This window comes from Paenibacillus sp. J31R34 (genome assembly GCF_059383715.1).
Genome location: NZ_JBXENU010000003.1, coordinates 597097 through 623229, shown reverse-complemented (window position 1 = coordinate 623229; position 26133 = coordinate 597097). Strand labels below are relative to the sequence as shown.

General features: G+C 46.6%; 29 protein-coding genes. All 29 read right to left on the bottom strand.

Translation table 11 applies throughout. The annotated features are described in order from the left end of the window. Positions 1-5 precede the first annotated feature (5 nt). Positions 6-452 (bottom strand): hypothetical protein, encoded by a 447-nt coding sequence (locus AC50YG_RS12325; protein WP_494827089.1) that lies wholly within the window; start codon positions 450-452, stop codon positions 6-8. A gap of 6 nt (positions 453-458) precedes the next feature. Then, positions 459-953 carry a chemotaxis protein CheD gene (locus AC50YG_RS12320; RefSeq protein WP_341282495.1) on the bottom strand — a complete coding sequence of 165 codons (495 nt, stop codon included), beginning with the start codon at positions 951-953 and terminating at the stop codon, positions 459-461. After that, positions 950-1570, bottom strand: coding sequence for a chemotaxis protein CheC (locus AC50YG_RS12315; protein WP_046230734.1), 621 nt, complete (start codon positions 1568-1570; stop codon positions 950-952). Before AC50YG_RS12315 ends, AC50YG_RS12320 begins: the two co-directional genes overlap by 4 nt. 2 nt (positions 1571-1572) lie before the next feature. Next, complete coding sequence (locus AC50YG_RS12310) at positions 1573-2034, bottom strand: chemotaxis protein CheW (RefSeq protein ID WP_338555967.1); 462 nt, start codon at positions 2032-2034, stop codon at positions 1573-1575. 12 nt (positions 2035-2046) lie between these two features. Beyond that, a complete protein-coding gene (locus AC50YG_RS12305) occupies positions 2047-4137 on the bottom strand; it encodes a chemotaxis protein CheW (protein WP_494827083.1) in 2091 nt (696 codons plus the stop codon). 40 nt (positions 4138-4177) lie between these two features. Further along, positions 4178-5467 (bottom strand): protein-glutamate methylesterase/protein-glutamine glutaminase, encoded by a 1290-nt coding sequence (locus AC50YG_RS12300; RefSeq protein WP_494827082.1) that lies wholly within the window; start codon positions 5465-5467, stop codon positions 4178-4180. Positions 5468-5493: 26 nt separating this feature from the next. Then, complete coding sequence (locus AC50YG_RS12295; RefSeq protein ID WP_473759326.1) at positions 5494-6366, bottom strand: MinD/ParA family protein; 873 nt, start codon at positions 6364-6366, stop codon at positions 5494-5496. Beyond that, positions 6359-7585, bottom strand: coding sequence for a flagellar biosynthesis GTPase FlhF (gene flhF, locus AC50YG_RS12290; protein WP_494827080.1), 1227 nt, complete (start codon positions 7583-7585; stop codon positions 6359-6361). The genes AC50YG_RS12295 and flhF overlap by 8 nt, the downstream gene beginning before the upstream one ends. After that, on the bottom strand, positions 7582-9615 hold the full coding sequence (flhA, locus tag AC50YG_RS12285) for a flagellar biosynthesis protein FlhA (protein ID WP_494827078.1): 2034 nt from the start codon (positions 9613-9615) through the stop codon (positions 7582-7584). The genes flhF and flhA overlap by 4 nt, the downstream gene beginning before the upstream one ends. A 21-nt stretch (positions 9616-9636) precedes the next feature. Further along, positions 9637-10728, bottom strand: coding sequence for a flagellar biosynthesis protein FlhB (gene flhB, locus AC50YG_RS12280; protein WP_494827178.1), 1092 nt, complete (start codon positions 10726-10728; stop codon positions 9637-9639). Between the two features lie 20 nt (positions 10729-10748). Continuing rightward, positions 10749-11537: a flagellar biosynthetic protein FliR gene (gene fliR / locus AC50YG_RS12275; protein ID WP_341282488.1), complete on the bottom strand. Its 789-nt coding sequence runs from the start codon at positions 11535-11537 to the stop codon at positions 10749-10751. 15 nt (positions 11538-11552) lie between these two features. Beyond that, on the bottom strand, positions 11553-11822 hold the full coding sequence (fliQ, locus tag AC50YG_RS12270) for a flagellar biosynthesis protein FliQ (RefSeq protein WP_473759329.1): 270 nt from the start codon (positions 11820-11822) through the stop codon (positions 11553-11555). Between the two features lie 23 nt (positions 11823-11845). Then, positions 11846-12601 (bottom strand): flagellar type III secretion system pore protein FliP, encoded by a 756-nt coding sequence (gene fliP, locus AC50YG_RS12265; RefSeq protein ID WP_473759330.1) that lies wholly within the window; start codon positions 12599-12601, stop codon positions 11846-11848. Beyond that, positions 12591-13223, bottom strand: coding sequence for a flagellar biosynthetic protein FliO (locus tag AC50YG_RS12260; protein WP_494827075.1), 633 nt, complete (start codon positions 13221-13223; stop codon positions 12591-12593). The genes fliP and AC50YG_RS12260 overlap by 11 nt, the downstream gene beginning before the upstream one ends. Positions 13224-13235: 12 nt before the next feature. Beyond that, the gene (locus AC50YG_RS12255; RefSeq protein WP_338555945.1) at positions 13236-13598 is read right to left on the bottom strand and encodes a response regulator; all 363 of its coding nucleotides are present in this window, start codon (positions 13596-13598) and stop codon (positions 13236-13238) included. A gap of 21 nt (positions 13599-13619) precedes the next feature. Next, positions 13620-14840 (bottom strand): flagellar motor switch phosphatase FliY, encoded by a 1221-nt coding sequence (fliY, locus tag AC50YG_RS12250; protein WP_473759332.1) that lies wholly within the window; start codon positions 14838-14840, stop codon positions 13620-13622. After that, positions 14830-15831 (bottom strand): flagellar motor switch protein FliM, encoded by a 1002-nt coding sequence (gene fliM, locus AC50YG_RS12245; RefSeq protein WP_046230722.1) that lies wholly within the window; start codon positions 15829-15831, stop codon positions 14830-14832. The genes fliY and fliM overlap by 11 nt, the downstream gene beginning before the upstream one ends. Before the next feature lie 38 nt (positions 15832-15869). Beyond that, complete coding sequence (locus AC50YG_RS12240) at positions 15870-16334, bottom strand: flagellar basal body-associated FliL family protein (RefSeq protein WP_494827072.1); 465 nt, start codon at positions 16332-16334, stop codon at positions 15870-15872. A gap of 2 nt (positions 16335-16336) precedes the next feature. Beyond that, positions 16337-16558: a flagellar FlbD family protein gene (locus AC50YG_RS12235; RefSeq protein WP_341282482.1), complete on the bottom strand. Its 222-nt coding sequence runs from the start codon at positions 16556-16558 to the stop codon at positions 16337-16339. 62 nt (positions 16559-16620) lie between these two features. Then, positions 16621-17439: a flagellar basal body rod protein FlgG gene (gene flgG / locus AC50YG_RS12230; protein WP_494827070.1), complete on the bottom strand. Its 819-nt coding sequence runs from the start codon at positions 17437-17439 to the stop codon at positions 16621-16623. 95 nt (positions 17440-17534) lie between these two features. Then, on the bottom strand, positions 17535-17912 hold the full coding sequence (locus tag AC50YG_RS12225) for a TIGR02530 family flagellar biosynthesis protein (protein WP_494827068.1): 378 nt from the start codon (positions 17910-17912) through the stop codon (positions 17535-17537). Continuing rightward, complete coding sequence (locus AC50YG_RS12220) at positions 17909-18457, bottom strand: flagellar hook capping FlgD N-terminal domain-containing protein (RefSeq protein ID WP_494827066.1); 549 nt, start codon at positions 18455-18457, stop codon at positions 17909-17911. Before AC50YG_RS12220 ends, AC50YG_RS12225 begins: the two co-directional genes overlap by 4 nt. 50 nt (positions 18458-18507) lie before the next feature. Next, positions 18508-19914, bottom strand: coding sequence for a flagellar hook-length control protein FliK (locus AC50YG_RS12215; protein WP_494827065.1), 1407 nt, complete (start codon positions 19912-19914; stop codon positions 18508-18510). A gap of 17 nt (positions 19915-19931) precedes the next feature. Further along, positions 19932-20843, bottom strand: coding sequence for a MotE family protein (locus AC50YG_RS12210; RefSeq protein ID WP_473759338.1), 912 nt, complete (start codon positions 20841-20843; stop codon positions 19932-19934). 39 nt (positions 20844-20882) lie between these two features. Beyond that, positions 20883-21329: a flagellar export protein FliJ gene (gene fliJ, locus AC50YG_RS12205; protein ID WP_473759339.1), complete on the bottom strand. Its 447-nt coding sequence runs from the start codon at positions 21327-21329 to the stop codon at positions 20883-20885. Between the two features lie 8 nt (positions 21330-21337). Further along, complete coding sequence (gene fliI, locus AC50YG_RS12200) at positions 21338-22663, bottom strand: flagellar protein export ATPase FliI (protein WP_473759340.1); 1326 nt, start codon at positions 22661-22663, stop codon at positions 21338-21340. Further along, positions 22653-23492: a FliH/SctL family protein gene (locus AC50YG_RS12195; protein ID WP_494827062.1), complete on the bottom strand. Its 840-nt coding sequence runs from the start codon at positions 23490-23492 to the stop codon at positions 22653-22655. Before AC50YG_RS12195 ends, fliI begins: the two co-directional genes overlap by 11 nt. Continuing rightward, positions 23485-24498: a flagellar motor switch protein FliG gene (fliG, locus tag AC50YG_RS12190; RefSeq protein WP_341282473.1), complete on the bottom strand. Its 1014-nt coding sequence runs from the start codon at positions 24496-24498 to the stop codon at positions 23485-23487. Before fliG ends, AC50YG_RS12195 begins: the two co-directional genes overlap by 8 nt. Positions 24499-24509: 11 nt before the next feature. Next, positions 24510-26093, bottom strand: a complete 1584-nt coding sequence (gene fliF, locus AC50YG_RS12185) for a flagellar basal-body MS-ring/collar protein FliF (RefSeq protein WP_494827060.1) — start codon at positions 26091-26093, stop codon at positions 24510-24512. Between the last annotated feature and the right edge of the window lie 40 nt (positions 26094-26133).

Sequence of the window (26133 nt, the reverse complement as noted above, 5' to 3'; positions counted from 1 at the left end):
ATTTTTCACCCTCCTGTCAGGTGACGTACTACTTTAGCCAGTTCTTCCGGTTCTTTGTTTTGTGCAGACACGAGCTGCGGCGGCGCTAATGGCCGAAACGGCTCTTGCTCTTGCTGCATTTGCTGCTTGCCATCTGCCTCACCTTGTGCAGGGCGAGTATCCAGTCCGTCTTTCAACAGCTGATTTAAATCTTCGCTTTCGTCCGGCGTAGTCAAATTAAACTGTGATCCTATTCCATCTTCTTCTATAGCGCCGTTATCCAGTAGTGCCGGAGGCTTCAAAATAAACGTAAGCACCGCACGCAGTATAAACGCAATGACAACAAAGGCGATGAATGCATATACACTGCGCAGCAGTATGACTGTGACCGCATTTTTACCGAGTGAGAAAAGAATCGTTAATATAACACCCGTTAGTCCTAATCCGACATTCCATCGCCAATTTCCGATCATATTAATTCAAATCTCCTTTATTCCAAGCTGTACGCTGCGAATGAGTAGCAGACCGCTTCCGCTATCGAACTCAATGGTGCGACCATAATTGCCGCCTGTATCCTGTGCAAAAACGGGAATCTTGAATTTGTTGACGATCTCAAGACAAGATTCGACATTTCTTGGACCAATACGCATAGAGTCCGACTGACCTGAAAAAGCGAACATTTGTGCGCCGCCAGCCATTTTCGCAACTATGCGATTTTGCTGTGCACCCACATGCTTCATCCGTTCTAGAAGCTCAGGAATGGCTGTATCCGCATATTTCGCCAAGTTAATCGTCGACTCTCTTGCAATTTCGGAGGAAGGCAGCATAACATGCGCCATTCCGGCTACTTTATTATACGGATCATAAAGCGTAAGCCCTACACAAGAACCAAGCCCTGTTGTTTTGAGGACGGAACCCTCAGTTGCGATATTTAAATCAGCCATTCCTACCTTAATCAAATTTTGCTGTATCATTCGACGTTTACTCCCAAAGCGCGGAAAATTTTTGTGAATGATTCAGGATCGGGTATGAGGAAAAAATGGCCTTCCAGGTCTTGGCAGTCTTCTAGAAATGTCGTTTCAATCAACAGCGCGGAATCGCCCATCTCGCCATATTGCAGCAAGCCATAGCTTAAAATAGCACCCGCCATGTCCAGTGCAACGGATGGTACCGATGGAGCCATCGCCAAGTGAGTAAAATCAGCTAACGAAGACAGATAAGAGCCTGTCAAAATATTTCCGATTTCACATAAAGCCGACAGCTCCATTTCGGAATAGCCGTTCTCATCATCGTGAGGCAATGACAGCAGTTGAGTTAGCAGCCGCTTTGCTGCATCCTCCTGAATAATGAAAAACATATTGCCTGGCGCTTCGCCTTCCACTCTTAAAAACACTGCAATGACAACCTGCTCCATACCGCCAACACGATCGGCAATTTCTTCGAAGGGCAACAGGCTGACCTTCGGGACACCCATATCGACTGGCTTGTTAAGGAGACGAGACAATGCAGTAGCTGCATTGCCTGCGCCAATATTGCCGACTTCCTTTAGTACATCAAGCTCAAAAGCTTCAAACTTGCTGAATTGTGCCACTTTTATCCCTCCAGTTGCATGAGCTGTTCGATCTCGTTTTTATTCAGCACCTCAACTAGATTTAGCATAATAAGCAGTCTGCTGTCCCCGAGCTTGGCAATGCCATGCAAGTATTTCGCTTTAACGCCACCTACGATTTCTGGTGGAGAATCGATGTTGTCCGTATCGATATCTATGACATCATTCGCGGAATCGACAATAAATCCTACTTCAAGATCATCTACCGCTACTACTATAATTCGCGAATTATCTGTCGGTTCCTGCTCAGGTAGGCCAAAACGCCCACGAAGATCGACAACCGGCACAACCACACCGCGCAAATTCATAACGCCTTTAATAAAAGCAGCTGTTTTAGGCACGCGAGTAATCGGCGACATCCGCTCTATTGTTCTGACTTTATCTACTTCAATTCCGTATTCCTCTTCAGCTAGCGCGAAAACAATGACCTTCAATTCTTCTCCCATTGTGAAAACCTCCTATTTGATTAATGCGTTAGGATCAATAATTAATGCCACTTGGCCGTCACCTAAAATCGTCGCTCCAGAAATCGCCTCGATATTGGTCAAATATTTGCCAAGCGTTTTGAGCACAATCTCGTTTTGGCCGATAAACTCATCAACGGTGACTGCCGCCCATTTTTCTCCCTTGCGCACCACCACAATTTCGGTTTCTTCCTCGGCGCTATCATTGAAGTCAGGTGTCTCAAGCACACGGCTCAGCGATACAAGAGGAATAACAGTATTGCGGAATTCAATCATTAAATTGCCATGAACGTTCAAAATTTGCGTTCTGCGGATAATGCTGGTCTCCACAATGGAGGATAGCGGAATCGCATATTTTTCCGAGCCCAGCTTGATCAACATGGCCGAAATAATCGACAAAGTCAGCGGAAGCTGTACCGAGAATTTCGTTCCTCTGCCAAACGCCGAGTCAATGGTCACATTTCCGCCGAGCGACGTAATTTTGGAACGTACAACGTCCAGTCCTACACCACGTCCAGAAATATCCGAGATTTTCTCAGCCGTACTAAAACCTGCTGCAAAAATCAGCATATTAATTTCGTCGCTGGACAGCTTTTTCGCCTCATCTTCGGTAACGACGCCGTTTTTGATCGCCGTCTTCAGCACACGCTCTTGGTTAATGCCGCGTCCATCCTCTTCCACTTCAATGAACACATGGTTGCCGCTGTGGTAAGCGCGCAGGAAAATGGTTCCCACCTCCGACTTGCCAGCAGCAATGCGTTCCTCCACCGTCTCGATGCCATGATCGACTGAGTTGCGGAGCAAGTGAACGAGCGGGTCGCCAATTTCATCAATAACAGTACGGTCAAGCTCTGTATCCGCGCCTGTAATGACCAAATCGATTTTTTTATCAAGCGACTTCGCCAAATCGCGAATCATGCGAGGGAAACGGTTGAATACCGAATCGACGGGAACCATGCGCAGCTTGAGTACGATATTTTGCAAATCCGTACTTACACGCGTCATATGCTCAACAGTCTCGGTCAAGTCATTGCGCTTAATTTCGCTTGAAAGCTGTTCTAGTCGTACGCGATCAATTAGCAGCTCGCTAAACAAATTCATCAGCGTATCCAGACGGTCGATATCAACGCGAATCGTCCGATTAACCGCTGCTGGCGCAGCTTGGGCAGGCGCTTCCTTGCGAGGCGCAACCGCAGCAGGAGCCTTGGCTTCTTCTTTTTTCTCGGCGACAGCGATTGCCGCTGCAACCTCTTCCTTCGCTTTCTTAACCTCAGCCTCAGCTTGCTGGTTCGCTGTTGGCGTGCTGAGCAGATGAAGTGATTCCTCATCAAGTAAAGTCACAACTGCCGACTCTACTTCGGATACATTCATAATTTGCGTATGCAGATCTTCCAGCTTCGTCTGTGTAATTGTAAACACAGTGAAGGAACGATCGAATTTTTCCTGCTCCAAATCCTGTACAGAAGGTTCCGATTTCACAATCTCTCCGTGTGCTTCCAGCAGGTTGAACACCATATAGGCACGAACCGCCTTCAGCAAACAGTCCTCGCGAATCGTTACATGAATATGATAGGCCTGATGTCCGCTATCAATGGATTGCTTAAGGACCGAAGTCTGATACTCATCCAGCAGCAAAATAGGCTTGTCCGCATTGGTAGAATCGCCTGCAGCTGCGGCCTTTTGATCCGACTCCGCTTGTTTATGCTCTCCGCTAAAAATCGACTGCAACGCGGACACAATTGATGTCACATCCGCTTTACCAGTACCACCGTTAACGACATCCTGCACCATCGCCTCCAGCGCATCAAGACCCTTGAAAAGCGTATCAAATATAAAGCTGTCCATCTTGAGCTTGCTATTGCGAACAAGATCAAGCACATTTTCCATTTCATGTGTCAAGGCAGCCAGATCCTCATATCCCATCGTAGCCGACATGCCTTTCAAAGTATGAGCTGAACGGAATATATTTTGAACAATTGATAGATCTTCCGGCTCGCCTTCCAGTCGCAATAAGTTTTCATTCAAGCTTTGAAGATGGTCGTTAGATTCGTCGATGAACATCGACAGATAGGCATTCATATCCATTGTATCGCACCTCCTGCTAGACTTGTGATTGCTTCAATCGTTATTTAAGTACACAGCTTTCTATACGTGCAGCGATTTGCTGCAGCGGGAGCACGGTCTTGACTGCTCCGCTTTCGTAGGCGCTGCGCGGCATGCCGTAAACGATACAAGTTTCCTCCGCCTCGCCTATAGAGGTTACTGCACCGCTCTCAACAAGCTGTTTAAGACCTTTCGTACCATCGCTGCCCATTCCGGTCAGGATGACCGCGTGACGCTTAAGCTCCTTGAAAGGAACCAATGATTCATACATCACATCTACCGATGGACGATGCCCATTGCGCTGCGGCTGCTCTGTTAAATGAATATAATAACCGGAACTATCTTTGCTAAGCTCTAAATGATAGCCTCCGGGAGCAACATAGACAACGCCGGGATGAACTCGGTCGCCTTGAGCCGCTTCAACGACATGCAGCGCACTGAAGCTGTCGAGACGCTGAGCCAGCGATTTTGTGAATTTTGGAGGCATATGCTGGACCACTAGGACAGGTGCACCTAAATCGCCCGGCAAAGCGCTAATGACCGTATGCAAGGCACGCGGTCCACCCGTTGAAGCGCCGATTGCGACAATATGCTGAAACGATGTAGACCTCGGCAGCTCTTTTTTCGGTGGGGCGGGCTCTTCCGTTTTTTTGCTCGCTATAATCGGCGGAGCAGCTGGCTTATATGTAGAGGAAGGCGCCACCGCTTTGGCTGCCGCTGGCTGTTCCGGCTTTTTGCTAATGCTAGGCGGCTTTATTGGCGGCGTAATTTCCGGTCTCTTCTTCACCGTAGAAGGTGCAGCAAGCCGTGATGCTGCTTTTGTTGGTGCTTCGGTTTTTAGGGGCTTTTTCGTTTCTAGCTCCTTTGACTTAACTGGCAGCTCCATCTTCTCTTCAATGAAAGAAGGCTTCCTCGCCTGTACAGCTGTTTTTAGCTTCTCAATCAATTGCTCGCCAACTTGGATAATGTCATTCGTTGCAATGCCTGATGGCTTGCGTATAAAGTCAAATGCTCCAAATTGCAAGGCTTTGATCGTATCCCGCGTGTTATCCTCACTAATACCAGACAGCATTATGACCGGTGTCGGGTTTTGTTTCATAATCTTTTGCAAAGCCTCAAGTCCATTCATTTCAGGCATTTCTAGATCAAGCGTCACAACATCGGGCTTCCATTTTTCCACTGCTTTAACAGCTTCGGCCCCATTGGTTGCAGTCGCTATTATTGAAAACATTGAATCCTTTAAAATTAAGTCACTAAATATTTTTCTCATAAATGCAGAATCATCTACAATGAGTACACGATAAGGAGCCATCTTTTCCCCTCCCCTGATTAAAAGGACTATCTCGTTAGCTTGAATAATTTATGCAAAAATCCCTTTACACCGTTTTTAGCATCAGATTCCGGTCTCTTGTTTTCTAGAAAACGAACTGCAATTTCATGCATAGCTTTCGATGCTTCACTGCCTGGGTAGGCAATCGTGAAAGGAATCTGGCGTTTTACCGCCTTGCCTACATGAGCATCATCGGGAACGAGCCCAAGAAATGGCAAGGAGGCTTCTAGGAAGCGTTCGGCAGCCAAATTGATTTTATCTGCTGTCAGTCGACCTTCCCGCTTGCTGTCTGCCCGATTAACAATAAGTCTGAAATTAGGATGGATGCCCATCGCTTTTACCATCTTGATCAAGGCGTAAGCATCGGTTATAGAAGTCGGCTCTGGCGTCGTTACAACGATGGTTTCCTGAGCTGCAGCGATAAATCTCGCCGTTTCCTTGGAAAGTCCCGCTCCAGTATCGAACACAATAACGTCGTACAGACCTTGAAGCTTGGAAACCTGCTCCGTAAACAAAGTCAGCTCTTTCTCCGACAGCTCCAGCAAATCCTTGATGCCTGATCCGCCTGCAATAAAATGCAGTCCTTCGGGCCCTTCCTGAACGACATCCCAAATCGTTTTGTCCTGCTTGAACAAATGGTATAAATGGTAGGAGGAGCGTACGCCCATCAGTATATCGATATTCGCCATTCCAATATCGACATCAAAAACGAGAACCTTCTGACCCAGCTTCTGAAGCATCAGTGCAAAATTGAGACTAAAGTTGGACTTGCCAACACCGCCCTTGCCGCTGGTGACAGCCAAAATGCGCGTTTCGCGCTTGCCGCCTTCGCTGCTGCTTGCCTTTACCAGATGTCGCAGCGCTTCAGCTTGATCATTCATCGTCCGCTTCCCCCAGCAAGTCATTCATATAAGCAGCAGCGTCAAAACGATCGATATCATCCGGCACCGTCTGCCCTCTTGCCACATAAGTCGGTGTTAAACCAAACCTCAGCACAAGGTTGAAAATAGAGCCGTACACCGCCGTTTCATCCTGCTTCGTAAACAGCACCTTCTCGATGCCGTATTTCACAAAATTTCCGGCTACTGATGTCATATCCTTCGTTTTGCCGGTAAGACTCAGCACAAGCACCGTTTCATTGCGGTCGTGCGATTGAAGCAGACTGTTCACTTCTGACACATTCAGCTCATTACGGAAGTTGCGGCCAGCCGTATCCATATAGATGAGCTCTCGGTCTTCAAGCTGCTTGAATGCCTTCGGCAAATCCATAGGAGAAAAAACAACCTCCAGCGGAATATTTAAAATATTCGCATACGTTCTCAGCTGGTCAACGGCGGCAATTCGGTACGTATCCGATGTAATAAAGCCTACTTTTTTGTTATGCTTAATCGTTTGATTAGCCGCAAGCTTAGCGATTGTTGTCGTTTTGCCTACGCCCGTTGGACCAACAAAATGAACGATTCTAGCCTGTTCATCGATCATGCCAGCTGCATATGGAGCCATCCATTCGAGCAGTTGCCGTTTGGCTAGCTCCCATACTTGCGAACGCGTCAATGGCTCCCTTTGCTGCGCTTCCTGCTCAGAGATGATCGCCATTAGCTGGTCGATCCACTCCACTTCCAGCTCCTGCTCTTGAAGACGGTCATGAAGTGCTTGTGCAGCTTCCGAAAATGAATTTCCTGCTTTCTGAGAAGAAAGCTGCAGGAGGGACTGCTTAATCCCTTTAATTTCATCCATCAGCTGATCGCTGACCGGAGAAGCCGCTGCAACTGGCGCAGGTCTTGCCGGCGGTTCAACCGTAGCTGTAGCAGCAGCGGTTGCCGCTGCTACACGCTGCTGCTTCTGCATCGTCTCCGTAATGGCAGCCATAACGGCACTGACATCATCCGGCGCCTTCCGCTTCTGGGGCGGATTTTCTGGAGCAGCTGCGTTTGACTCAACAGCGGCAATAACTTCCATCTTCTTTTTGCGGAACATGCCCATGAAGCCGCCGACCTTGACTTCTTTCGTATTCAATATAACGGCATCTTTGCCAAGATCGCTTCGAATCATTGGCAGCGCCTCGGGAAGGGCATTGACCACATAACGTTTCACTCTCATAAATTCACCACCCCAACGCTCTGAACTTCAACGTTCGGTTCAAGTTCACTATAAGAAATGACTGGAACCTCCTGCATCGTCCGCTCCACAATCTGGCGCAAATACATGCGAATTGTAGGGGAAGTGAGTACAACAGGCTGCTGTCCAGACTGAATTTGCCGGGTAACCTGCTCATTCAGCTTGGAGTAAATTTGTTGAGTGACGATCGGATCAAGCGCAATGTAACTCCCCTGATCGGTCTGCTGTACGGATTCAGCGATTTTCTTCTCCATCGCCGGCCCGACTGTAATCACTTTAAGCTTATCTCCCGTTGCCGCAAATTGCTGGGTAATTTGCCTTGACAGCGCTTGTCTGACATATTCCGTCAGCACATCGGGATCTTTCGTGTAATGTCCGTGATCAGCCAACGTTTCAAAAATGGTCACCAGATCGCGGATCGAAACTTTTTCACGAAGCAGCTTGGCAAGCACTTTTTGCAAATCGCCAATCGATAGAACTGAAGGAATGAGATCGTCGATAAGCGCTGGATACGATTCCTTGACATTTTCAATAAGCGCCTTCGTTTCTTGACGGCCAAGCAGCTCATGCGCATGACGCTTAATAATTTCAGTCAAATGCGTGGCGACAACCGAAGGCGGATCTACGACGGTGTATCCCGACATTTCCGCTCTTTCCTTCATCTGCTCGTCAATCCAAATGGCTGGAAGCCCGAATGCTGGCTCTGTTGTTTCGATACCGAGTACCGATTCATCGTCGAAGCCTGGGCTCATTGCCAAATAATGATTGAGCAGAAGCTCGCCTTTCGCAACCGTATTCCCTTTAATCTTAACAACGTATTCATTTGGCCTTAGTTGAATATTGTCGCGGATTCGAATAACGGGAACGACAAGACCAAGCTCAAGCGCGCATTGCCTTCTGATCATAATGATACGATCCAGCAAATCCCCGCCCTGCTGCGTGTCTGCCAGTGGAATCAGGCCATAGCCAAATTCAAACTCGATTGGATCCACCTGCAGCAAGCCAATAACGCTCTCCGGATTGCGAACCTCTTCAATTTGCTGCTCTTCCACAAGCATTTCCTCTTGCTCCACTTGCTTCTCCTGCAGCTTCTTCATTCTCCATGCTCCAAAAGCGAGCAGTGCCGCAAAGGGGAGCGTACGCATAACGCCGATTGGCGAAACGATACCAAGCAAAGCTATTGTTCCTGAAACTATGTATAAAAGATTAGGGTATTTAAATAACTGTGCTGTTAAATCCTGCGCCAGGTTGCCGTCCGATGCAGCACGTGTAACAATTAAGCCTGCTGCTACCGAAATAAGCAATGCTGGAATTTGACTGACGAGACCGTCCCCGATCGTTAATATCGAGTAAGTTTCGAGTGCCTCGGCAAAGGGAAAACCATGTATGGCCATCCCGATTATAAATCCGCCAACCAGGTTAATAATGAGAATGATGATGGATGCGATCGCATCCCCTTTTACAAACTTGCTGGCACCATCCATAGCTCCATAGAAATCTGCTTCTCTTTCAATTTTGGAACGACGGGCCCGCGCCTGCTGCTCATTAATGAGCCCCGCGTTTAAGTCGGCATCAATACTCATTTGCTTGCCGGGCATCGCATCGAGCGTAAACCTTGCTGCAACCTCGGCGACCCGCTCAGATCCTTTCGTAATAACGATAAACTGAACGACGACGAGAATAAGGAAGACGATAAACCCGATCGCGATTTGCCCGCCGCCAACCCATCTACCGAATGTTGCGACAACTTCCCCCGCTTCTGCATGCTGCAAAATGTTCCGGGTTGTAGAAACGTTGAGCGCTAATCGGAATAAGGTCGTAACAAGCAAAACTGCGGGAAAGATGGAAAACTCCAGCGCTTCCTTCGTATTCATTGCGATAAGCAATATCATTAAAGCGACTGAAATATTCAGAATAAGCAAAATATCCAGCAAAAGAATAGGGATGGGAATAACCATCATGAGCACGATGCCTATGATCCCGATTAACACGATAAGATCTTTTGGTTTCATGACGCTTCCTCCTCCCTTAAATTACGATGATTTAACACGGCCTTTCAACTTGTAAACGTATGCGAGCACCTCCGCCACAGCCTGGAACAAATCTGCCGGTATGGCATCTCCGATTTCGGCGCGTTCGTATAATGCTCTGGCAAGCGGCTTATTTTCCATCGTAATAACGCCGTGCTCTTTGGCGATTTCCCTAATGCGCAGCGCCACATGATCCATGCCTTTGGCAATAATAACGGGCGCCTCCATATTAGAGGAATCATATTTCAAGGCGATTGCAAAATGCGTCGGGTTCGTAATAACGACATCTGCATTCGGAATTTGCTGCATCATCCGCTGGATGGCCATTCGACGCTGCTTTTCACGGATGCGGCCTTTAATAAGCGGATCACCCTCTGATTTCTTATGCTCATCCTTAATGTCCTGCTTGGACATTTTCATGCTTTTCTCATTTTCATACTTCTGATACAAATAATCGGCAAAAGCGAGTATGACAAGTGCAGCACCGATTTTAATCCCCATATTTACTGTCAGGCCAGCTGCAAAGGCGAAAATTTGTTCAACAGATAGATCTGAGAGCGAAAGCAACCGGCTCCAATCACTGGCAATCGTCTGATAGACCAGCAATCCAATGATTGCAAGCTTAAGCATACTTTTAAGCATTTCGACAATCGAGCGCATCGAGAATATCTGCTTTAATCCTTGGAGCGGATTAAGCTTGCTGATCTTCATCTTGAGCGGCTCTCCTGTAAGCAGGAATCCAAATTGAGCAACGTTACCGATAATGCCAACCAAAATGGCTATCGTAAATATCGGCAACAAGAACATCAACATTTGGGTTATTAGCGTATAAAATAAGTTGAAAACATTTTCTGAGGTCAGCTCCATCAGCAGCCAATTTTCGAATATATCATCGAACATCGTCATAATACGCTTTTTGTAATAGCCGCCAAACATAGCAAACCCAGCAAACGTAAACAGTAAAATAAAGGAACTGGGAAAGTCCGCCGATTTGGAAACCTGCCCTTTTTGACGTGATTCCGAGCGTTTCTTCGGGGTTGCAGGTTCCGTTTTTTCTTGGCTGAATAGCTGCAGGTCGAGCTTTAAACGATACATTTGCACGATTACAGCCCCCTTTACCCGTCCGGCCCTTTGAAAATAACGAATAGCTGCTCCAGATTATCGAACATAATAGAAAAGAGACGTTCATATAATCCGGCAAGTCCCGGCATTAAAAGCACAAGCAAAATCATTCCGATAATGAGCTTGAGCGGTATTCCGATTACAAAAACATTGTATTGGGGCGCTGTTTTGGCTAGAAACCCCAGCCCAACATCGGTTAGAAACATAGCAATGACCAGCGGAGCTGCAACTTGCAAAGCTAGGAGGAATGTGTTTCCAACTGCCTTTGTTAAAAACTCGCTAATGCTGCCACTGCTGATTCTCGCAAAAAAGTCTCCAGCAAGCGGCATCCATTTGTAACTGTCCATTAACCCTCTAAGCAAATAATGATGACCGTTCAAGGAGAAGAAAATGACGATGAGCATAAGGTATTTAAAATTGCCCAGCAATGGTGCCGAAGTACCTGTCAAAGGATTGACGACGTTCGCCATTGCAAAACCAATCTGCAAATCCATTAATGCCCCTGCTGTCTGTACCACCACGAAAAATAAATAAACAACAAATCCGAACAGCAGGCCAATCAATATTTCCTGTACAATGTAAAGCACATAGCTTGCATCCGTAGCCACCGTCTGGTTCACGCCATAAGTGAGAAACACAATAAAGGATATAAAAAAACCTAAACCAAGTTTCGCAATATTCGGCACCATTTTACCTGAAAACATCGGAGCTACGACGAAAAATGATGTAATTCGACAAAAAATAAGCAAAAAAATAGGAAAACTTTTTTCGATAAGCTCCATCGCTGCGATTCACGCCTATCCGATATATTTATACAGGTTGTCCAGCAGATTATAAGTGAAATCGACGATCGTATTTAAAATCCACGGCCCAAACAAAACAACGGATGCAAAAACCGCTACGATTTTCGGAACAAATGCTAAGGTTTGCTCTTGAATCTGGGTAGTCGCTTGAAAAATACTGACCAATAGTCCGACAACAAGAGCGATAGCGAGCATTGGTGCGCTGCCTTTTAAGACTACAAATACAGCCTCGCTGGCCAGACCGATAATAAAATCGGCACTCATTGAACATCCCCCTTATACAGTCGTCAGGTATTGAAGCTTAATAACAAGGATTTGACTATCAAATACCAGCCATCTACCATGACGAACAGCAAAAGCTTGAACGGCAATGAAATCATTACTGGCGGCAGCATCATCATTCCCATCGCCATCAATGTACTCGCTACAATCATATCAATGACGAGAAATGGTATGAATATTAGAAAGCCCATTTGAAAGGCTGTCTTAATTTCGCTAATCGCATATGCCGGAATGAGAACCGTCAGTGGAATATCCTCGAATGTTGCCGGCTTTTCCGTCTTCGTGTAGTCCATAAACAGCTTTAAGTCCTTCTCCCTCGTCTGCTTGAACATAAACGCCTTCATCGGCACAGACGCCTTCTCGAAAGCTGCCGTTTGGGAAATTTCCCCTTTCAAATATGGCTGCAAGGCTACCTCGTTTACTTGACCAAAGGTAGGGGCCATAATAAAAAAGGTTAAAAACATCGCTAGTCCGATTAGTACCTGGTTCGGCGGCATCATCTGCGTACCGAGGGATGTCCGAACAAAGCTAAGCACGATAATAATGCGTGTAAAGCTGGTCATTAATACTAGGATAGCAGGTGCTATGCTTAGTACAGTAATAAGCAACAAAATCGATAATGCGCTAGGGTTCGGCTGATCGCTACCCGTGCTGCCAAAGTTAATTTCTACGTTCGGCAGCGGTTCAGCAAAAGCATGCGATTGAAATATGAGTCCGGCTAACTGTACCGCAACAAGAGCTATCCACCATTTATTTTTCATGATCATCATTCAACCGTTCATTAGGGTTAGGGTCTTTGAGGAGTGCTTCGAGCTGCTGCTTGCGATCCGCCTGACGATTCATCTTGTCCTTGAGCACATTCTGAAACGAAGAAGCGTCGTTCCACTGTTCATCCCGTGGTTCCTGCTCGCCAGAGCCTTGACGAAAACGTGAAATCAAGTCCGTCAAAGCGCCAGGCGACCAGCCACCTTGCACTTGCCTCTCCATTGCCTCAATAATTGCCTCAGCCTGTGTTTCATCATCAATCTTGTCCAGTAAGGTAATGTTCTCACCAACCCCTACAATATATAGACGGCCTGCAAGCTCAACAACTTGAAGCGAATGATTTTGACCTAAGGAAATGCCCCCGAGCGAACGAAGCGAACGATTTGTTCCTCCGAACGCCCGGTTGCGCCGCGAGAGCCATTTAATAACAACAATGATCAACCCAATAATTAGCAATAAAGAAAATATAACCCATACCACACTACCTGCCATGTTGGACGGGCTAGTATATGGCGATTCAGGCTGGCTCGTCTGAACTGCTCCCGCTAAAGCGGCGGCAGGCAGAACGGCCATTCCTGAAAACAATATAAGCGTTACACGAGCTTTAAGTTTGACCATCGCATACAACCGTTAGCCCAGCGTTTTCTTGATTGCTTCAATAACACGGTCCGCTTGGAAAGGTTTAACGATGAAATCTTTTGCTCCAGCTTGAATGGCATCAATAACCATTGCTTGCTGTCCCATTGCAGAGCACATAATGACTTTTGCATTCGGGTCGATTTTTTTAACTTCTTTAAGTGCTGCAATGCCGTCCATCTCAGGCATCGTGATATCCATTGTAATAAGGTCCGGCTTTAATTCCTTGAATCTTTCCACTGCTTGTGCGCCATCTGGTGCTTCACCAACTACTTCGTAGCCATTTTTTGATAAAATATCGCGGATCATCATGCGCATAAATGCTGCGTCGTCTACGATTAGAATACGGTTTGCCATCTTTTTCTTCCTCCTAGGATGCTATTGTAATTTTTGAATTCGGTCCCATTGGCTTACGATATCGGTTACACGTACGCCGAAGTTCTCATCGATAACAACAACCTCGCCTTTTGCGATCAGCTTATTGTTAACCAGAATGTCTACAGGCTCACCAGCAAGCTTGTCCAGCTCGATAACAGACCCTTGAGACAATTCCAAAATATCTTTTATTTGCTTCTGGGTCCTTCCTAATTCTACGGTAACCTTCAGTGGTATGTCGAGCAGTAAATTGAGGTTTGTCTCTTCACCTTGAATATATGGCACATTATTGAAATTAGCAAACTGCACAGGCTGAACATTCACATTGCGATTGGCTGCATGGCCATATGTATTCGGGCCAGGCGGCTGCATCATCGGCGCTTCATAATATCCCGCTGGCGGTTGTTGTTCTTGCTTCTGCAACGATGGAGCCGTAGGCTGCTCAGGAGCACTTTGTGGCGGCACTGGAGCAACCGGAGGCGCTTCTACTACTGGCGGTGCTTCGACTGCTACAGCAGTCTCTTCGCCCGTCTCTTCACCCATAAGAATAGCAACCATTTGCTTTGCAAAAGAAACAGGCAGTAGCTGCATAATTGTCGAATCTATCAAATCTCCAATTTTAAGCCGGAATGAAATTTTAATGAATATATCTACCGGAGGCAGATGGCCCATTCCCCCACCGTTGTCTACATCGAGAATATCGATGCCTGGCGGCGAAATATTAACGAAACGATTGAAAATGGTAGACATCGACGTTGCAGATGACCCCATCATTTGATTCATCGCTTCCTGGACGGCGCTGATATGAATCTCATTGAGCTCTTCATCTGTAGGATTACCTGACCCGCCAAGCATCAAATCAGCAATAATTTGCGCGTCTCTCGTCTTAATGACAAGCGAATTTATTCCTTGGAAGCCGTCTACATATTGAACACTTACAGCAACATGAGGCTTTGGAAATTCATCTGACAGCTGATCTCTGCGAATAAAGGTAACTTCCGGCGTCGTAATATCCACCTTCACGCCTAGCAATGTGGACAAGGCAGTTGCTGCGCTTCCGAACGTAATGTTGCCAATTTCACCAAGCGCATCCTGTTCCATAGCTGAGAGGAAATCTGATAACTGAACATCATCGGCAGATGGCTGTTCAGCATCCGTACTGCCAGAAGATTGATTTAGTAACGCATCAATTTCCTCCTGCGACAAATAATCTTTACTCGTCATATTCTTCTCCCGCTCCTTCGTTCACAACTTCATCAAGCTGAATAGCCAACCGATCTTTCACGGAGCCTGGACTGCCGATGAACTTCAATTTATCGCCTACCTTAATATGCAGGCCTTCCCCTACCGGCTTGCTGAGCGAAATGACATCTCCAACATTAAGACCCAGAAACTCTTGAATCGTAATGGAAGATTCACCAAGCTCGGCAACAATCGGCAGCTTCGCTTTGCTTACGCGCTGCTCCAGCATTTCAACTTCCTCTGGAATACGCTCCTTTTTCTGCGAAACGAACCAATGATGCGCCGACAAACGAGGCATAACGGGCTCGATGACAACGTGGGGAATACAAAGATTGATCATCCCCGTCGTTTCACCGATTTTCGTACTTAAGGATATAAGCGCGATTGTTTCATTCGGTGATACGATTTGCATAAATTGAGGATTCGTCTCAAGTGCTTCCAGCCGTGGTGATATATCAATGATTGTTTTCCACGCCTCTTGCAAACTCTCAAACGTCCGGCTAAAAATCTTTTCCATAATAATCGTTTCGATTTCAGTCAAGTTATTGATTTTTGAAGGCGCAACGCCTTGCCCGCCAAGCATACGATCCAGCATCGCGTAAGCGATATTTGGATGCACCTCCATCACCATGCGTCCTTCAAGCGGCTCCGCCTCAAAAATATTCAATATCGTCATCTTCGGAATCGAACGAATAAACTCATCATAAGGAAGCTGCTCGACCTGAACTACACTGATTTGAACGAAAGTACGAAGCTGCGCTGAGAAATAGGTTGTCAAATATCGCGCGAAGTTCTCGTGTATGCGAGTCAAGCTGCGAATATGATCCTTCGAAAATCGAACAGCGCGTTTGAAATCATAAACTCTGACTTTTTTCGTTACTTCTTCCTTTTTTAAATCCTCGGCATCCATCTCGCCAGAATTAAGGGCCGCCAGCAGCGCATCTATCTCATTTTGCGATAAAACATCAACCAAATTTTCTCACCCCCTTCAAGGAATGTCGCCAACCAGCATTAAATGTTGGTCATGATAAACGCTGTTATTTCTACCTTGACCAGCTTCTGCTCTTTATCCAAAATCGGATTAATTTCATTGAGCAGCTTCGATTCCAGCAAATCCTCGCCTTTAGAGCCATTCAGCTCTTCAGCCGTCATATCTGCAAGTGCCCGGTTAATAATCGGCTTAACTTCGATTTCAATGATTTTATCAAAATCTTCCTTCGTCTTCTTGCTGTCCAGTTGGAAAGCAAAGCTAACGACAACGACTTTGTTCGAATCTTTCAAGTTGCGCTTGAATTCTTTAAGCTCAGACGTCACCTCAACGCGTTCATCGGCGCTAAGATGCTTGACTTCAACCTCTTTGTTAGCCGAATCTTCTTTTGTACTTCCCATTATTGTGGGCCACATAAACCAGGCCACAACAGCAATTAATACAATCGATAGTAGTATAGTTACTAACCATGGCAACATCTTTTTCATCTTTAAGGACCCTCCGTCTGTTCACTCTTCTGGGCCGCCGCATATACGCCGATCGTACGAAGATAATTCTGGATCAGCAGCAAAAGCTCGTCCGAGCGTTCCACCACTATAAATTTCTTTCCAGTGGTCAAGGTAATAATGGTATCGGGCACTTCCTCCACCACTTCAATCAACAGAGCATTGATCATGAGCTTAGTACCATTAATACGAGTCACTGTAATCATAAACTGCCCCCTCACATCGCGGGGGAGGCGCTATGGCCCCCCACCTGCGTTATGCCTAGCGATTATCGTTTCAGATTGACAACTTCTTGCAAAATTTCATCAGAAGTCGTGATGATACGCGAATTCGCTTGGAAACCGCGCTGAGCCACGATCATTTCTGTAAACTCGCCTGTCAGGTCAACGTTTGACATTTCAAGCTGTCCAGCTACGATTGCGCCTGTTCCAAGTTCTGCATCTCCAGCGACTGTTCTGTAAGCCTCAATGTCTCCATCTGGGTTAGCATTGTTGGTCATTCTGTACAAATTGCCTCCCATTTTCTCGAGTCCACTTGGATTAATGACTTTGACTACTCCGATCTGCGCGACTTCTTCTGTTGCATCCGCGGTAACACCTGTAATCGTCCCATCTTGCCCGATTGTGAAAGAGGTGACCTCTGCTGGCAATGTAATAATGCCACCACCACTATCTAATACAAACAACCCGTTTGCGTTTACAAGCTGTCGGTTCGCATCGAGCATAAAGTTGCCAGCTCTTGTCAAAAATGATTCTTCACCATCTGCTGCGGTAACTAGAAAAAACCCATCGCCATCAATGCGAAGATCCGTCGGTTGGTTTGTAGTCATTGCGCTTCCTGGCGTATGAACGGTATCAATAGAAGCAATGCTGACACCAAGTCCGATCTGCTTCGCATTCACACCACCTTGCTCGCCTTCTACCGGAGCAGTAACACCTGCTGTTGTTTGGCTCAAAATATCGCTAAACATCACGCGGCCGCCTTTGAAACCCACCGTATTAACGTTCGCAATATTGTTGCCGATGACATCCAGCTTCGTTTGGAAGCCGCGCATGCCTGACACACCCGAGTACATTGATCTTAGCATAGTATTTAAGCCCTCCTAAATTTAGGTTTATCCTTTTGATTAGTTGGCTGCCTCTGTCGGTCAGCAGCCTGAAGAGCCTCCGTATTGGTCCGGCTCTAGCTTAAAATAACGGCGCTGTCTATTTGCGTGAACACATTGCTTTGCATTTGCTTGCCGTCCATTGCAGTAACCACTGTACGACTAGGCACATTCACGATCATCGCGATATCCTTAAAAACGATTAAAGAATCAATCGCGCCTTTAGATGCTGCTTCGTCAACAGCATTTACAATTTTCGTTAATGAATCGGCTTGAAGCTGAATGCCACGCTGCTTCATCCTAACTTCAGCATGATGGCTGAATTTCAATACTTTCGAATCCAGCAAATCCTGAAATTCGCTTGGCTGCTGAGATTTTAGCCCCGCCGTCTTCGCATTGTTTAATGGCGAGGATTTGAGCGGAAAATAATGCCCAATCTTTATGCTGTCGCTCATGAGGTTTGTTCCTCCTCGCTGTCAGCAGCGGCTTCGCTATCAGGCGTTTCAGCATCACCAGCACTTTCAGCTGGAGCATCCGTTTCAGGCTCCTCCGTCTCTGCTGGAGTCTGATCAGAAATGGTAACGATATCACTTACTTTAATCATCGTGTTATCTTCAAACTTGGCATATAATACCCCGTCTGTTGCTACAATCGACTTCACAACATCCGTATACATGACGGTGCTTCCTTTATCATCAAGCTCCTGCCATGTTACGCTCTTGCCAATCATTGTAGATGCATTGCCAATGTCCGAGTTCAGCTGTGTAAGCTGCTTATTCATATTCATCAGCTGTTCGACTGAAGTGAACTGCGCCATTTGGGCAATAAACTCTGTGTTGCTCTGCGGGCTTAATGGATCCTGATTTTTAAGCTGTGTGACGAGCAATTCGAGAAATGCGTCCTTACTAAGCGATGTTTTATCATCCTCGGTCTTTCCTGCTAATTTAACGTTGGTCTGATCATAATTCGGCCAGACCACTTTATTCGTAACGACTGCCAATTCCATCACCTCCATCCCGCAAATGGTTGCTCATGATCCTAACATCTCTTTTAGACTGTAGCGTTAACCGCCCGTCCGTAGCCCATATCCTGAATGGCGATTTGCTCGATGACATCTGCTTCAAAAGCAGCTTCATCCGATCTGCTTCCGCCTTTTCCATTGTTGTTCCGATTCGTAAATTGTTGATTGGAACCTTGTCCCTGCCCGCCGTTAGAAAGCTCTGATGCAGCTTGTCCCTGCGTCACTTCGAGCTTGTCAATCGTTAAGCCTTGGGATTGCAGTGCCTGTCTCAATTGCGACATTTGGTTGTCCAGCATATCCTTGGCCATTACCGTATCCGTATGGAAAAGCGCCGTCAATTGACCATTTTGCATCGTGATTCGAACATCGACTTGGCCCAGCTGTTCAGGGAACAGCATGATTTTAGCTTCGTGCTTCCCGTTTAATGAAGAAATATCAAACTTCTGTACGATAAGCCCCGTCATGGATTCCGCAAATTGGTCTGCTAGTACGAAAGGCTGAGCGACTGCTCTCGTTGCCACGCTAGTCGTTGCCTGCTTAAGCGAATGAGCAAAGTTTGCATTTAAATTGCCTGCCAGAACGGACTCATCATCGGCTGTATCTGCCGTTTCTTCAACCAATGTTTCGGCTGATAAAGCTTCCGCTACTGCGCTTTTCAAGGCGATAGTATGCTGTGACTGCTGGTTCAAACGCTGAAGCCATGCAGCTGTTTGCTGTGGAGCAGACTCATCCGCTGCAGCTGGTTCAAATATGGCCTGAACATTGCTGTTATTGCGATCGGCCGTGCCTGCTTCCTTCTGCTTCTGCAGCAGTTTCTGCAAAGCTTCCAGCTGCTGTGCAATCAGCTGCGATGGCTCTTGCTGCTGAACGCGTTTCGCAGATCCCTGCTCAAGCACATTAGCCAGCTGAATCAACGCATTTTCCAAATCATGCTTCACAAGCGCAATTTGTGCTTTTACTGCAACATGATCATTCCCTGCGTCCGCTGCTTGAACGAGCTCCTCTGAGGAAAGCTGCTCATCAGGCTGCTTCAAAGTGACAAGCGGGGAACCTAACAACGCTAGCAATGCCTGCATCTGCTCCAGCATCGCTTGCAAATCTGCCAATTGGGCTTGTGCAGCCTCATCCGTATCAGCAGTATCCAACTCATCAATTTGCTCTAGCAGCCCATCAATAGCGGCAAGCAAATCCTGATTGTTCGTTTCTCCAAGCAAGCCGGCTACATTTAGCGTAGTCATTCGAATCGTTCCGAGTGCTGCCGCATCTGTAGTGTTTGCCGGAGCTGTTGTACCTGTTCCCGCTCCTGCTTGGCCATTATTTAATTGGCCGTTCAGCGTTTGGGCAAAAGCCGCATCTCCTGTGCCCTTCACTTGGGCATTCCCACCAGCGGAAGGAGCCGCCGCCTGTGAAGCTGCTGGTGATGATAAAACATCCATTTATTTTCACCTCCCCTCTATTTACCCGCCATCAGCTTCGAAACGATTTGAGCTGTTACTTTATCATTCAACGTCGACATCTCGCCAACAATATTAGATCTTGTTGTGTCATCTACCGCGTTCAAAATCCGCAGCACCTTGCTGGCACTTACATCCGACATCGTCATCAGCAGCTTGGCGGCGCTTTTTGCATCCATAGCTGCAAACGTTGCACCTAGCTGCGTCGAATCCAGTGTAGAAGACGTGGTAGTCGTTGTTGCTGTCGTCGACTGGGCATTTTTAAGCTGCGATTGCAGCGCCGCAATTTGCAAATCTTTCGCCGAAACGGCATCCTTCAGCTTCAGCGTCGCATCAGCCGCTGTTTTCGGCGTCATTTTCTCCAACACTTTCACACGATCATTAGGAGCCATCGCATCAAGCACGAGCACCATTTCATCAAGCGTCATGCTTTCTAAAATAGGGGCCGCCTTATTCGGCGCAATTCGCGCGTACATGCTGGCGAGCTCTTTAATTTTGGCCGTGTACGCCTCATCCTCAAGCGCCTGTGTTGCATTTGACTGTTTCAACTGCTCAATTTGACTCTTCAAGCTGGCAATTTCCTTTTCCTGATCCGTTTTAAGAGTGGACGTCTCCGTCAATTGGCCCTCTTTCTCCGTCAGTTGAGCTTGCAGCTCGGCAATTTTACGAGTCATATTTTCTGCCTTGAGCGTTTCATCTGTGCTTTCACCGCTAGCTGACTGCGGGTTTGGCAGCACATCTTTGAGCAATGGAATCGAATTTCCGATCGTTAGCGCCTGATTTCGCATATCGCTATTAAGAAGTATCAGCAATATACCGAGCACAACAATCGTAAACAACACCGGGGTCATAAAAAACATAGCCCGCTCAAATCCACTATATCCTTGTTTCTCCACATCTGTATCTGCCACTGATTTCACTCCCTCTAACCTTGCGCTGCAGCCGGATGTTTACGGCACGCTTACCATGAAACGGACAGTTGCCATTTCATCCAACTCGTTCTGCTCCTTAAGCTGCATCGCATACCGGAAACGTTCCTTCTCGTTATCCTTTGCCTTCAACCATACTTTCTCATCCTGCATTTTGTCCGAAAGCTTGATCCGATTTTGCTCGACGACCTTTTGCGCCCGTTTCACTTCAAGCATTTTAGCTTCAATACATGAATCCAAATAATCCACATATTGTTGAATGGTCTGAAGCTCAGCCAATGAAACGCCGGATTGCGAAGACTGATGCTGCTTCTGCTCCCATTCTTCACGGCGTTCACGCAATTGCTCGACGGTTAGCTCGGCAGCCTGCAGCTCTCCAATTGAAGAGGACAGGATCCATTCTGCCTGCGTTTTTTCACTTGTCTTCAGATCAACGATTTTCTGGTAGGAATAACGAAAAGCTCCCATTCAACGCTTCATCTCCTGTAAAAATCAATTATTAGCCGCTCCTGAGCTTCCTCCAAGGTGACTTTTTCATCTGTTTTTTGTCTCGTGAACTGATGAATCGAATCAATAAATTGCATCGCCAAATCAATTTCTTCATTAGAACCGCGTTGATACGCCCCAATATTTATGAGGTCTTCCGAATCCTTATAAATAGATAACAGGCGTTTCAACTGATTAGCCGCATCCTGCTGCTCCTCCGTAATAATTTCTTTCATAACCCGGCTTACGGATTGCAGGACATCAATGGCTGGAAAATGTCCTTTATGCGCAAGATGACGACTCAGAACGATATGACCATCCAAAATCCCCCGTACCGCATCCGCGATCGGCTCGTTCATATCATCCCCATCTACTAAAACAGTGTAGAAGGCGGTGATAGATCCTTTCGGGCCTGTCCCCGCTCGTTCCAGCAACTTAGGTAAATTCGCAAATACCGAAGGCGTATACCCTCTCGTGGCTGGCGGCTCGCCAATCGCAAGACCTACTTCACGAAGAGCCATGGCATAACGTGTGACAGAGTCCATCATAAGCATGACGTTTAGACCACGATCGCGAAAATATTCAGCAATAGAAGTGGCAATCAGTGCCCCCTTCATCCGTATAAGCGCCGGCTGGTCCGAGGTAGCGACAATGACGACCGAACGGGCTAATCCTTCAGGTCCCAAGTCCTTCTCAATAAACTCTAGCACTTCACGGCCACGCTCGCCGATTAGCGCAATGACATTGACATCAGCAGAGGTGTTTCGGGCAATCATGCCGAGCAGCGTACTTTTCCCTACACCCGATCCGGCAAATATACCTACACGCTGGCCTCTACCAACAGTCAGCAAACCGTCGATAGCTCTAACCCCAATGCCCAGCGGCTCTAGAACACGTGGGCGCATAAGTGGATTGCTTGGTTCATTATGAGTAGAATAATGCTGCATTCGGCTTGGTAAAAAAGAACCATCAAGTGGCTGACCGAGGCCATCCAACACTTTTCCAAGCAATTCGGAGCCAACCTGCACACTAAGCGGCTTGCCTGTTCCTACAACATCACAGCCTGAGCTGATGGAATGTAGATCGCCAAGCGGCATTAAAATAACTTTATTGTTCCGAAAACCCACAACCTCAGCCTTAATCGGCTTTGCGCCTTTATTCGGATAGATGTAGCACACATCACCGATACTTGCATCCGGCCCTTCCGATTCAACGGTTAGCCCGATGACCTGTGTGACTTTCCCATTTACTCTTATTGGATCAATTGCTTGCAAATGCTCGACATATTTGCCTGCCTGTAATGAACTATTGCTCATCAGCCTGTCCTCGCTCGTCCCTTGATTGATGAGCGAACTGGACTAGCTCGCGTTTTAACTCTGATAGCTGTGTATCGATTCGGGCGTCAATGCTTCCATATGCGGAACGAATAACGCAGCCAAAATCTTTAACGGTGGCATCCGGCAAAATTTGCAATTCGGCTTGAGAATCAACCGCCAAATTCAGCTCTTCTTGAGCAGCCTGAACGAAAGCCAACTGACCAGGTGCGACGCACAGCGTAATAACACCCTGCTCGCGTCTTCTTGCAAGCGATTTTTTAATCAGCTCAATGACCATTTCTGGAGCTTGCTCAAGCTGCTGTCCGATTACCTTTTCCGCTACTGCGCAGCTTAGCTCGACCAGAAAAGGTTCTGCTTCCTGAATAATTTGCTCACGCATCGTATAAGCGGAAGCTAGAATCGAATTCGCTTCGAACAGCTTTTGCTCCCATTCCTGCTTGGCCAGCATATTCGCTTGCTCGATTCCTTCCGCAAAACCACATTCATAGCCATCGCTACGGGCAGCTTCTGTCGTCGCTTCATCTTCGAGCCTTTTCTCGAGCCACCAAGCCTCCACATTCGCTTCAGCCTCGGTCAGCATTTGCTCACACTGAGCGCCCGTTTCCCGTAATCTTTCTTCTGCAAACTGCCTGGCATCAGCAATAATTTGATCCCGCAGCGTAATCGTTTCTTCATCAGGCTGTTCTTCCTCTGGAGCTTCAGCTTCGCCATTCGCATCTACTGCAAGTGCCGCATGCTTGTTCTTCCAGTAAAGCTCTCTTAGTTGATCGATAGAAACAACGCTTGTCGATTTAATCAAATTAGACAATGATATCATCTCCTCCGCCACGGGCGATAATGATTTCACCTGATTCCTCTAATCTACGAATGGTTGCGACAATACGGGTCTGGGCCTCCTCTACATCACGCAATCGGACTGGACCCATAAACTCCATTTCTTCCTTGAATGTTTCCGCCATGCGCTTCGACATGTTTTGGAAAATAGCATCTCGCACTTCTTCACTAGCAACTTTAAGCGCAAGCTGCAAATCGGCATTTTCGATATCGCGGATAATCCGCTGAATCGAACGATTGTCGATGTTGACAATATCTTCGAAGACGAACATCCGTTTTTTGATTTCTTCTGCAAGTTCTGGATCTTGAATTTCCAAAGAATCGAGAATGGTACGTTCCGTACCGCGGTCAACACCATTCAAAATTTGAACGATAGCGTCAATACCGCCAGCATTTGTGTAATCCTGAGTGACGGTAGCTGAAAGCTTCTGCTCCAGCACACGTTCTACCTGAGAAATAACTTCCGGCGAAGTGCTGTCCATAAGCGCAATTCTTCTGGCAACTTCGGCCTGCTTCTCTTGTGGAAGAGAGGACAAAATGTGCGATGACTGCTCCGATTGGAGATAGGACAACACGAGCGCAATCGTTTGGGAGTTCTCGTTTTGAATAAAATTGAGTATTTGCATCGGCTCTGCTTTGCGAGCAAAATCGAATGGTCGTACTTGCAAGGTAGCAGTCAAGCGATTTATCACTTCCGCCGCCTTGCTCTCGCCTAGTGCCTTCTCCAAAATATCTCTGGCGTAAGTAATACCACCCTGCGAAATATATTCCTGAGCTACACAAATTTGATTGAACTCTCCTAAAATCGTTTCACGCTCTGAGCTATCTACTTTGCGCACATTCGCAATTTCAAGAGTTAACTGCTCAATCTCATCTTCTCTTAAATGTTTAAAAATTTGAGCTGACACTTCGGGGCCTAGTGTAATTAGCAGTATTGCCGCTTTCTGCCTTCCGGATAGCCCATTCATCGATTTACTCATGCAAACGACCTCTATTCATCGACAAGCCAAGTCCGAAGTAAATTAACAAATTCATCCGGCTTGCGTTTGGCGAGTGTCTCAAGATTTTTACGTGCCTGGCTGTCATTGCTTAAGCTATCAAAATCAAGGGTAGGATATTCTACAGCGGTTGACGCTACAACTGCTTCCTGCGCTTCAGCTGCTGCCGCCGCTTGCTGTCTGCGTCTGCGAACGAGCAAAATGATCAAACCGGCAATAATCGCAAGTGCTGCTGCTCCAATTCCAATTGCCCATCCCATTGATAAGCCGCCAATCGTGTTTGTAGCGGTGCTTTCAGCAAATGTTTGTCCGATAAGTGAAACCTTTTTATTAATTAAATCGTCATTATTTACATCTTGACCTGAATCTGCAAGCTGTGCACGCACTAAACCTGTCAAAAATGTCGTAATCTCTGTACGAGATTCTGGAGTGAGACGACTTGCTTCAACACCAATACTAATGGATAGATCTTTAATTACGAAAGGCCCTGAAATCGTGGTACGATTAATTCTTCCAAAATCGTAATTAACAGTAGAAGAGCTTTCTTCCGAGGTGGAATTTCCAGAACCATCTGTTGCTGTGTAGCCCGGCACATCTGTTTCTCCTGTTCCCGCTACACCGCCTGCACTGGAGCTGCCTCCTGTAGAAGAACTGGTTTGTTCCGTTTGACTTACAATAATACCGTTATTGTTATTTTCAGCAAGCGGCACAACCTGCTGTTCCTCCGTCTTCTTATTGTCGAAGTTCAAGTTGCTTCCGATGCTGATGACCAAATTTTCAGAACCTACTATCGGTCCTAGAAACTGTTGAATATTCTTTTTCAATTCCGCTTCATATTTGCGTTGAATTTGGAACTGACTGTCAACTGCTTCCGCGGTACCGGCAATCGTGCCTCCCGCTTCAGAGGATAAAAGCTCACCTTGCGGACCAGAGATGGTAATGCTGTCCACTGTCGTTCCTGGAACTGCTGTTTTTACTAGATTGTAATAACCGTCAATCTCCTTTTGAGTTGGACGATAGCCAGCCATAAACTCCATTGAGATGGAAGCCGATGCTTTATCCTTCTCTTCGGGAGTTAGAAACACGCTTTCTTCTGGCAAGTTCACAAGCACCTTAGAGCTTTTCACACCTTGCATGCGATTTAGCAATTGTTGAATCTCGCCATTTAAGGCACTTAAATATTTGACGTTAAATTCATTTTCGGTTGTGCCGAAGGTCGAGGAGCTCTTTGTAAAAGCCTCAAAGCCGATTGATCCGTTTTGCACAAGTCCAAGCGAGCCAATCGTTACTTTCGTGCGTTCCGCAACTGCGCTTGGCACAGAAATACTAGTTCCACCGCTCCCTAGCTCATAAGGGATACCATTACTATCCAAGTAGTTCATAATCGCTGCTGAGTCTGTCGTATCGAGATCTTGAAAAGCCAATTCATAATCTGTTCTAGTAAATATGACAGTCAGAAGAATAATAGATAACAACAGTACGCCTACAGAAGCCCCCAAGCCTATTTTCTGTTTTTTTCCCATTTGACTCCAGAATTGCGAAATTCTCAGTCTAAATTGGGCGATTTTCTCGTTCACCTTGTCACCTCACCCAAATTCTTTGCCAGGTTTTTTATCG

Coding starts and splice junctions, on each gene's coding strand:
- AC50YG_RS12325 (WP_494827089.1), bottom strand. CDS start 452: ATGATCGGAAATTGGCGATGGAATGTCGGATTAGGACTAACGGGTGTT.
- AC50YG_RS12320 (WP_341282495.1), bottom strand. CDS start 953: ATGATACAGCAAAATTTGATTAAGGTAGGAATGGCTGATTTAAATATC.
- AC50YG_RS12310 (WP_338555967.1), bottom strand. CDS start 2,034: ATGGGAGAAGAATTGAAGGTCATTGTTTTCGCGCTAGCTGAAGAGGAA.
- AC50YG_RS12305 (WP_494827083.1), bottom strand. CDS start 4,137: ATGGATATGAATGCCTATCTGTCGATGTTCATCGACGAATCTAACGAC.
- AC50YG_RS12300 (WP_494827082.1), bottom strand. CDS start 5,467: ATGGCTCCTTATCGTGTACTCATTGTAGATGATTCTGCATTTATGAGA.
- AC50YG_RS12295 (WP_473759326.1), bottom strand. CDS start 6,366: ATGAATGATCAAGCTGAAGCGCTGCGACATCTGGTAAAGGCAAGCAGC.
- flhF (WP_494827080.1), bottom strand. CDS start 7,585: ATGAGAGTGAAACGTTATGTGGTCAATGCCCTTCCCGAGGCGCTGCCA.
- flhA (WP_494827078.1), bottom strand. CDS start 9,615: ATGAAACCAAAAGATCTTATCGTGTTAATCGGGATCATAGGCATCGTG.
- flhB (WP_494827178.1), bottom strand. CDS start 10,728: ATGTATCGTTTAAAGCTCGACCTGCAGCTATTCAGCCAAGAAAAAACG.
- fliR (WP_341282488.1), bottom strand. CDS start 11,537: ATGGAGCTTATCGAAAAAAGTTTTCCTATTTTTTTGCTTATTTTTTGT.
- fliQ (WP_473759329.1), bottom strand. CDS start 11,822: ATGAGTGCCGATTTTATTATCGGTCTGGCCAGCGAGGCTGTATTTGTA.
- fliP (WP_473759330.1), bottom strand. CDS start 12,601: ATGAAAAATAAATGGTGGATAGCTCTTGTTGCGGTACAGTTAGCCGGA.
- AC50YG_RS12260 (WP_494827075.1), bottom strand. CDS start 13,223: ATGGTCAAACTTAAAGCTCGTGTAACGCTTATATTGTTTTCAGGAATG.
- AC50YG_RS12255 (WP_338555945.1), bottom strand. CDS start 13,598: ATGGCAAACCGTATTCTAATCGTAGACGACGCAGCATTTATGCGCATG.
- fliY (WP_473759332.1), bottom strand. CDS start 14,840: ATGACGAGTAAAGATTATTTGTCGCAGGAGGAAATTGATGCGTTACTA.
- AC50YG_RS12240 (WP_494827072.1), bottom strand. CDS start 16,334: ATGAAAAAGATGTTGCCATGGTTAGTAACTATACTACTATCGATTGTA.
- AC50YG_RS12235 (WP_341282482.1), bottom strand. CDS start 16,558: ATGATTACAGTGACTCGTATTAATGGTACTAAGCTCATGATCAATGCT.
- flgG (WP_494827070.1), bottom strand. CDS start 17,439: ATGCTAAGATCAATGTACTCGGGTGTGTCAGGCATGCGCGGCTTCCAA.
- AC50YG_RS12225 (WP_494827068.1), bottom strand. CDS start 17,912: ATGAGCGACAGCATAAAGATTGGGCATTATTTTCCGCTCAAATCCTCG.
- AC50YG_RS12215 (WP_494827065.1), bottom strand. CDS start 19,914: ATGGATGTTTTATCATCACCAGCAGCTTCACAGGCGGCGGCTCCTTCC.
- fliJ (WP_473759339.1), bottom strand. CDS start 21,329: ATGGGAGCTTTTCGTTATTCCTACCAGAAAATCGTTGATCTGAAGACA.
- fliI (WP_473759340.1), bottom strand. CDS start 22,663: ATGAGCAATAGTTCATTACAGGCAGGCAAATATGTCGAGCATTTGCAA.
- fliG (WP_341282473.1), bottom strand. CDS start 24,498: ATGAGTAAATCGATGAATGGGCTATCCGGAAGGCAGAAAGCGGCAATA.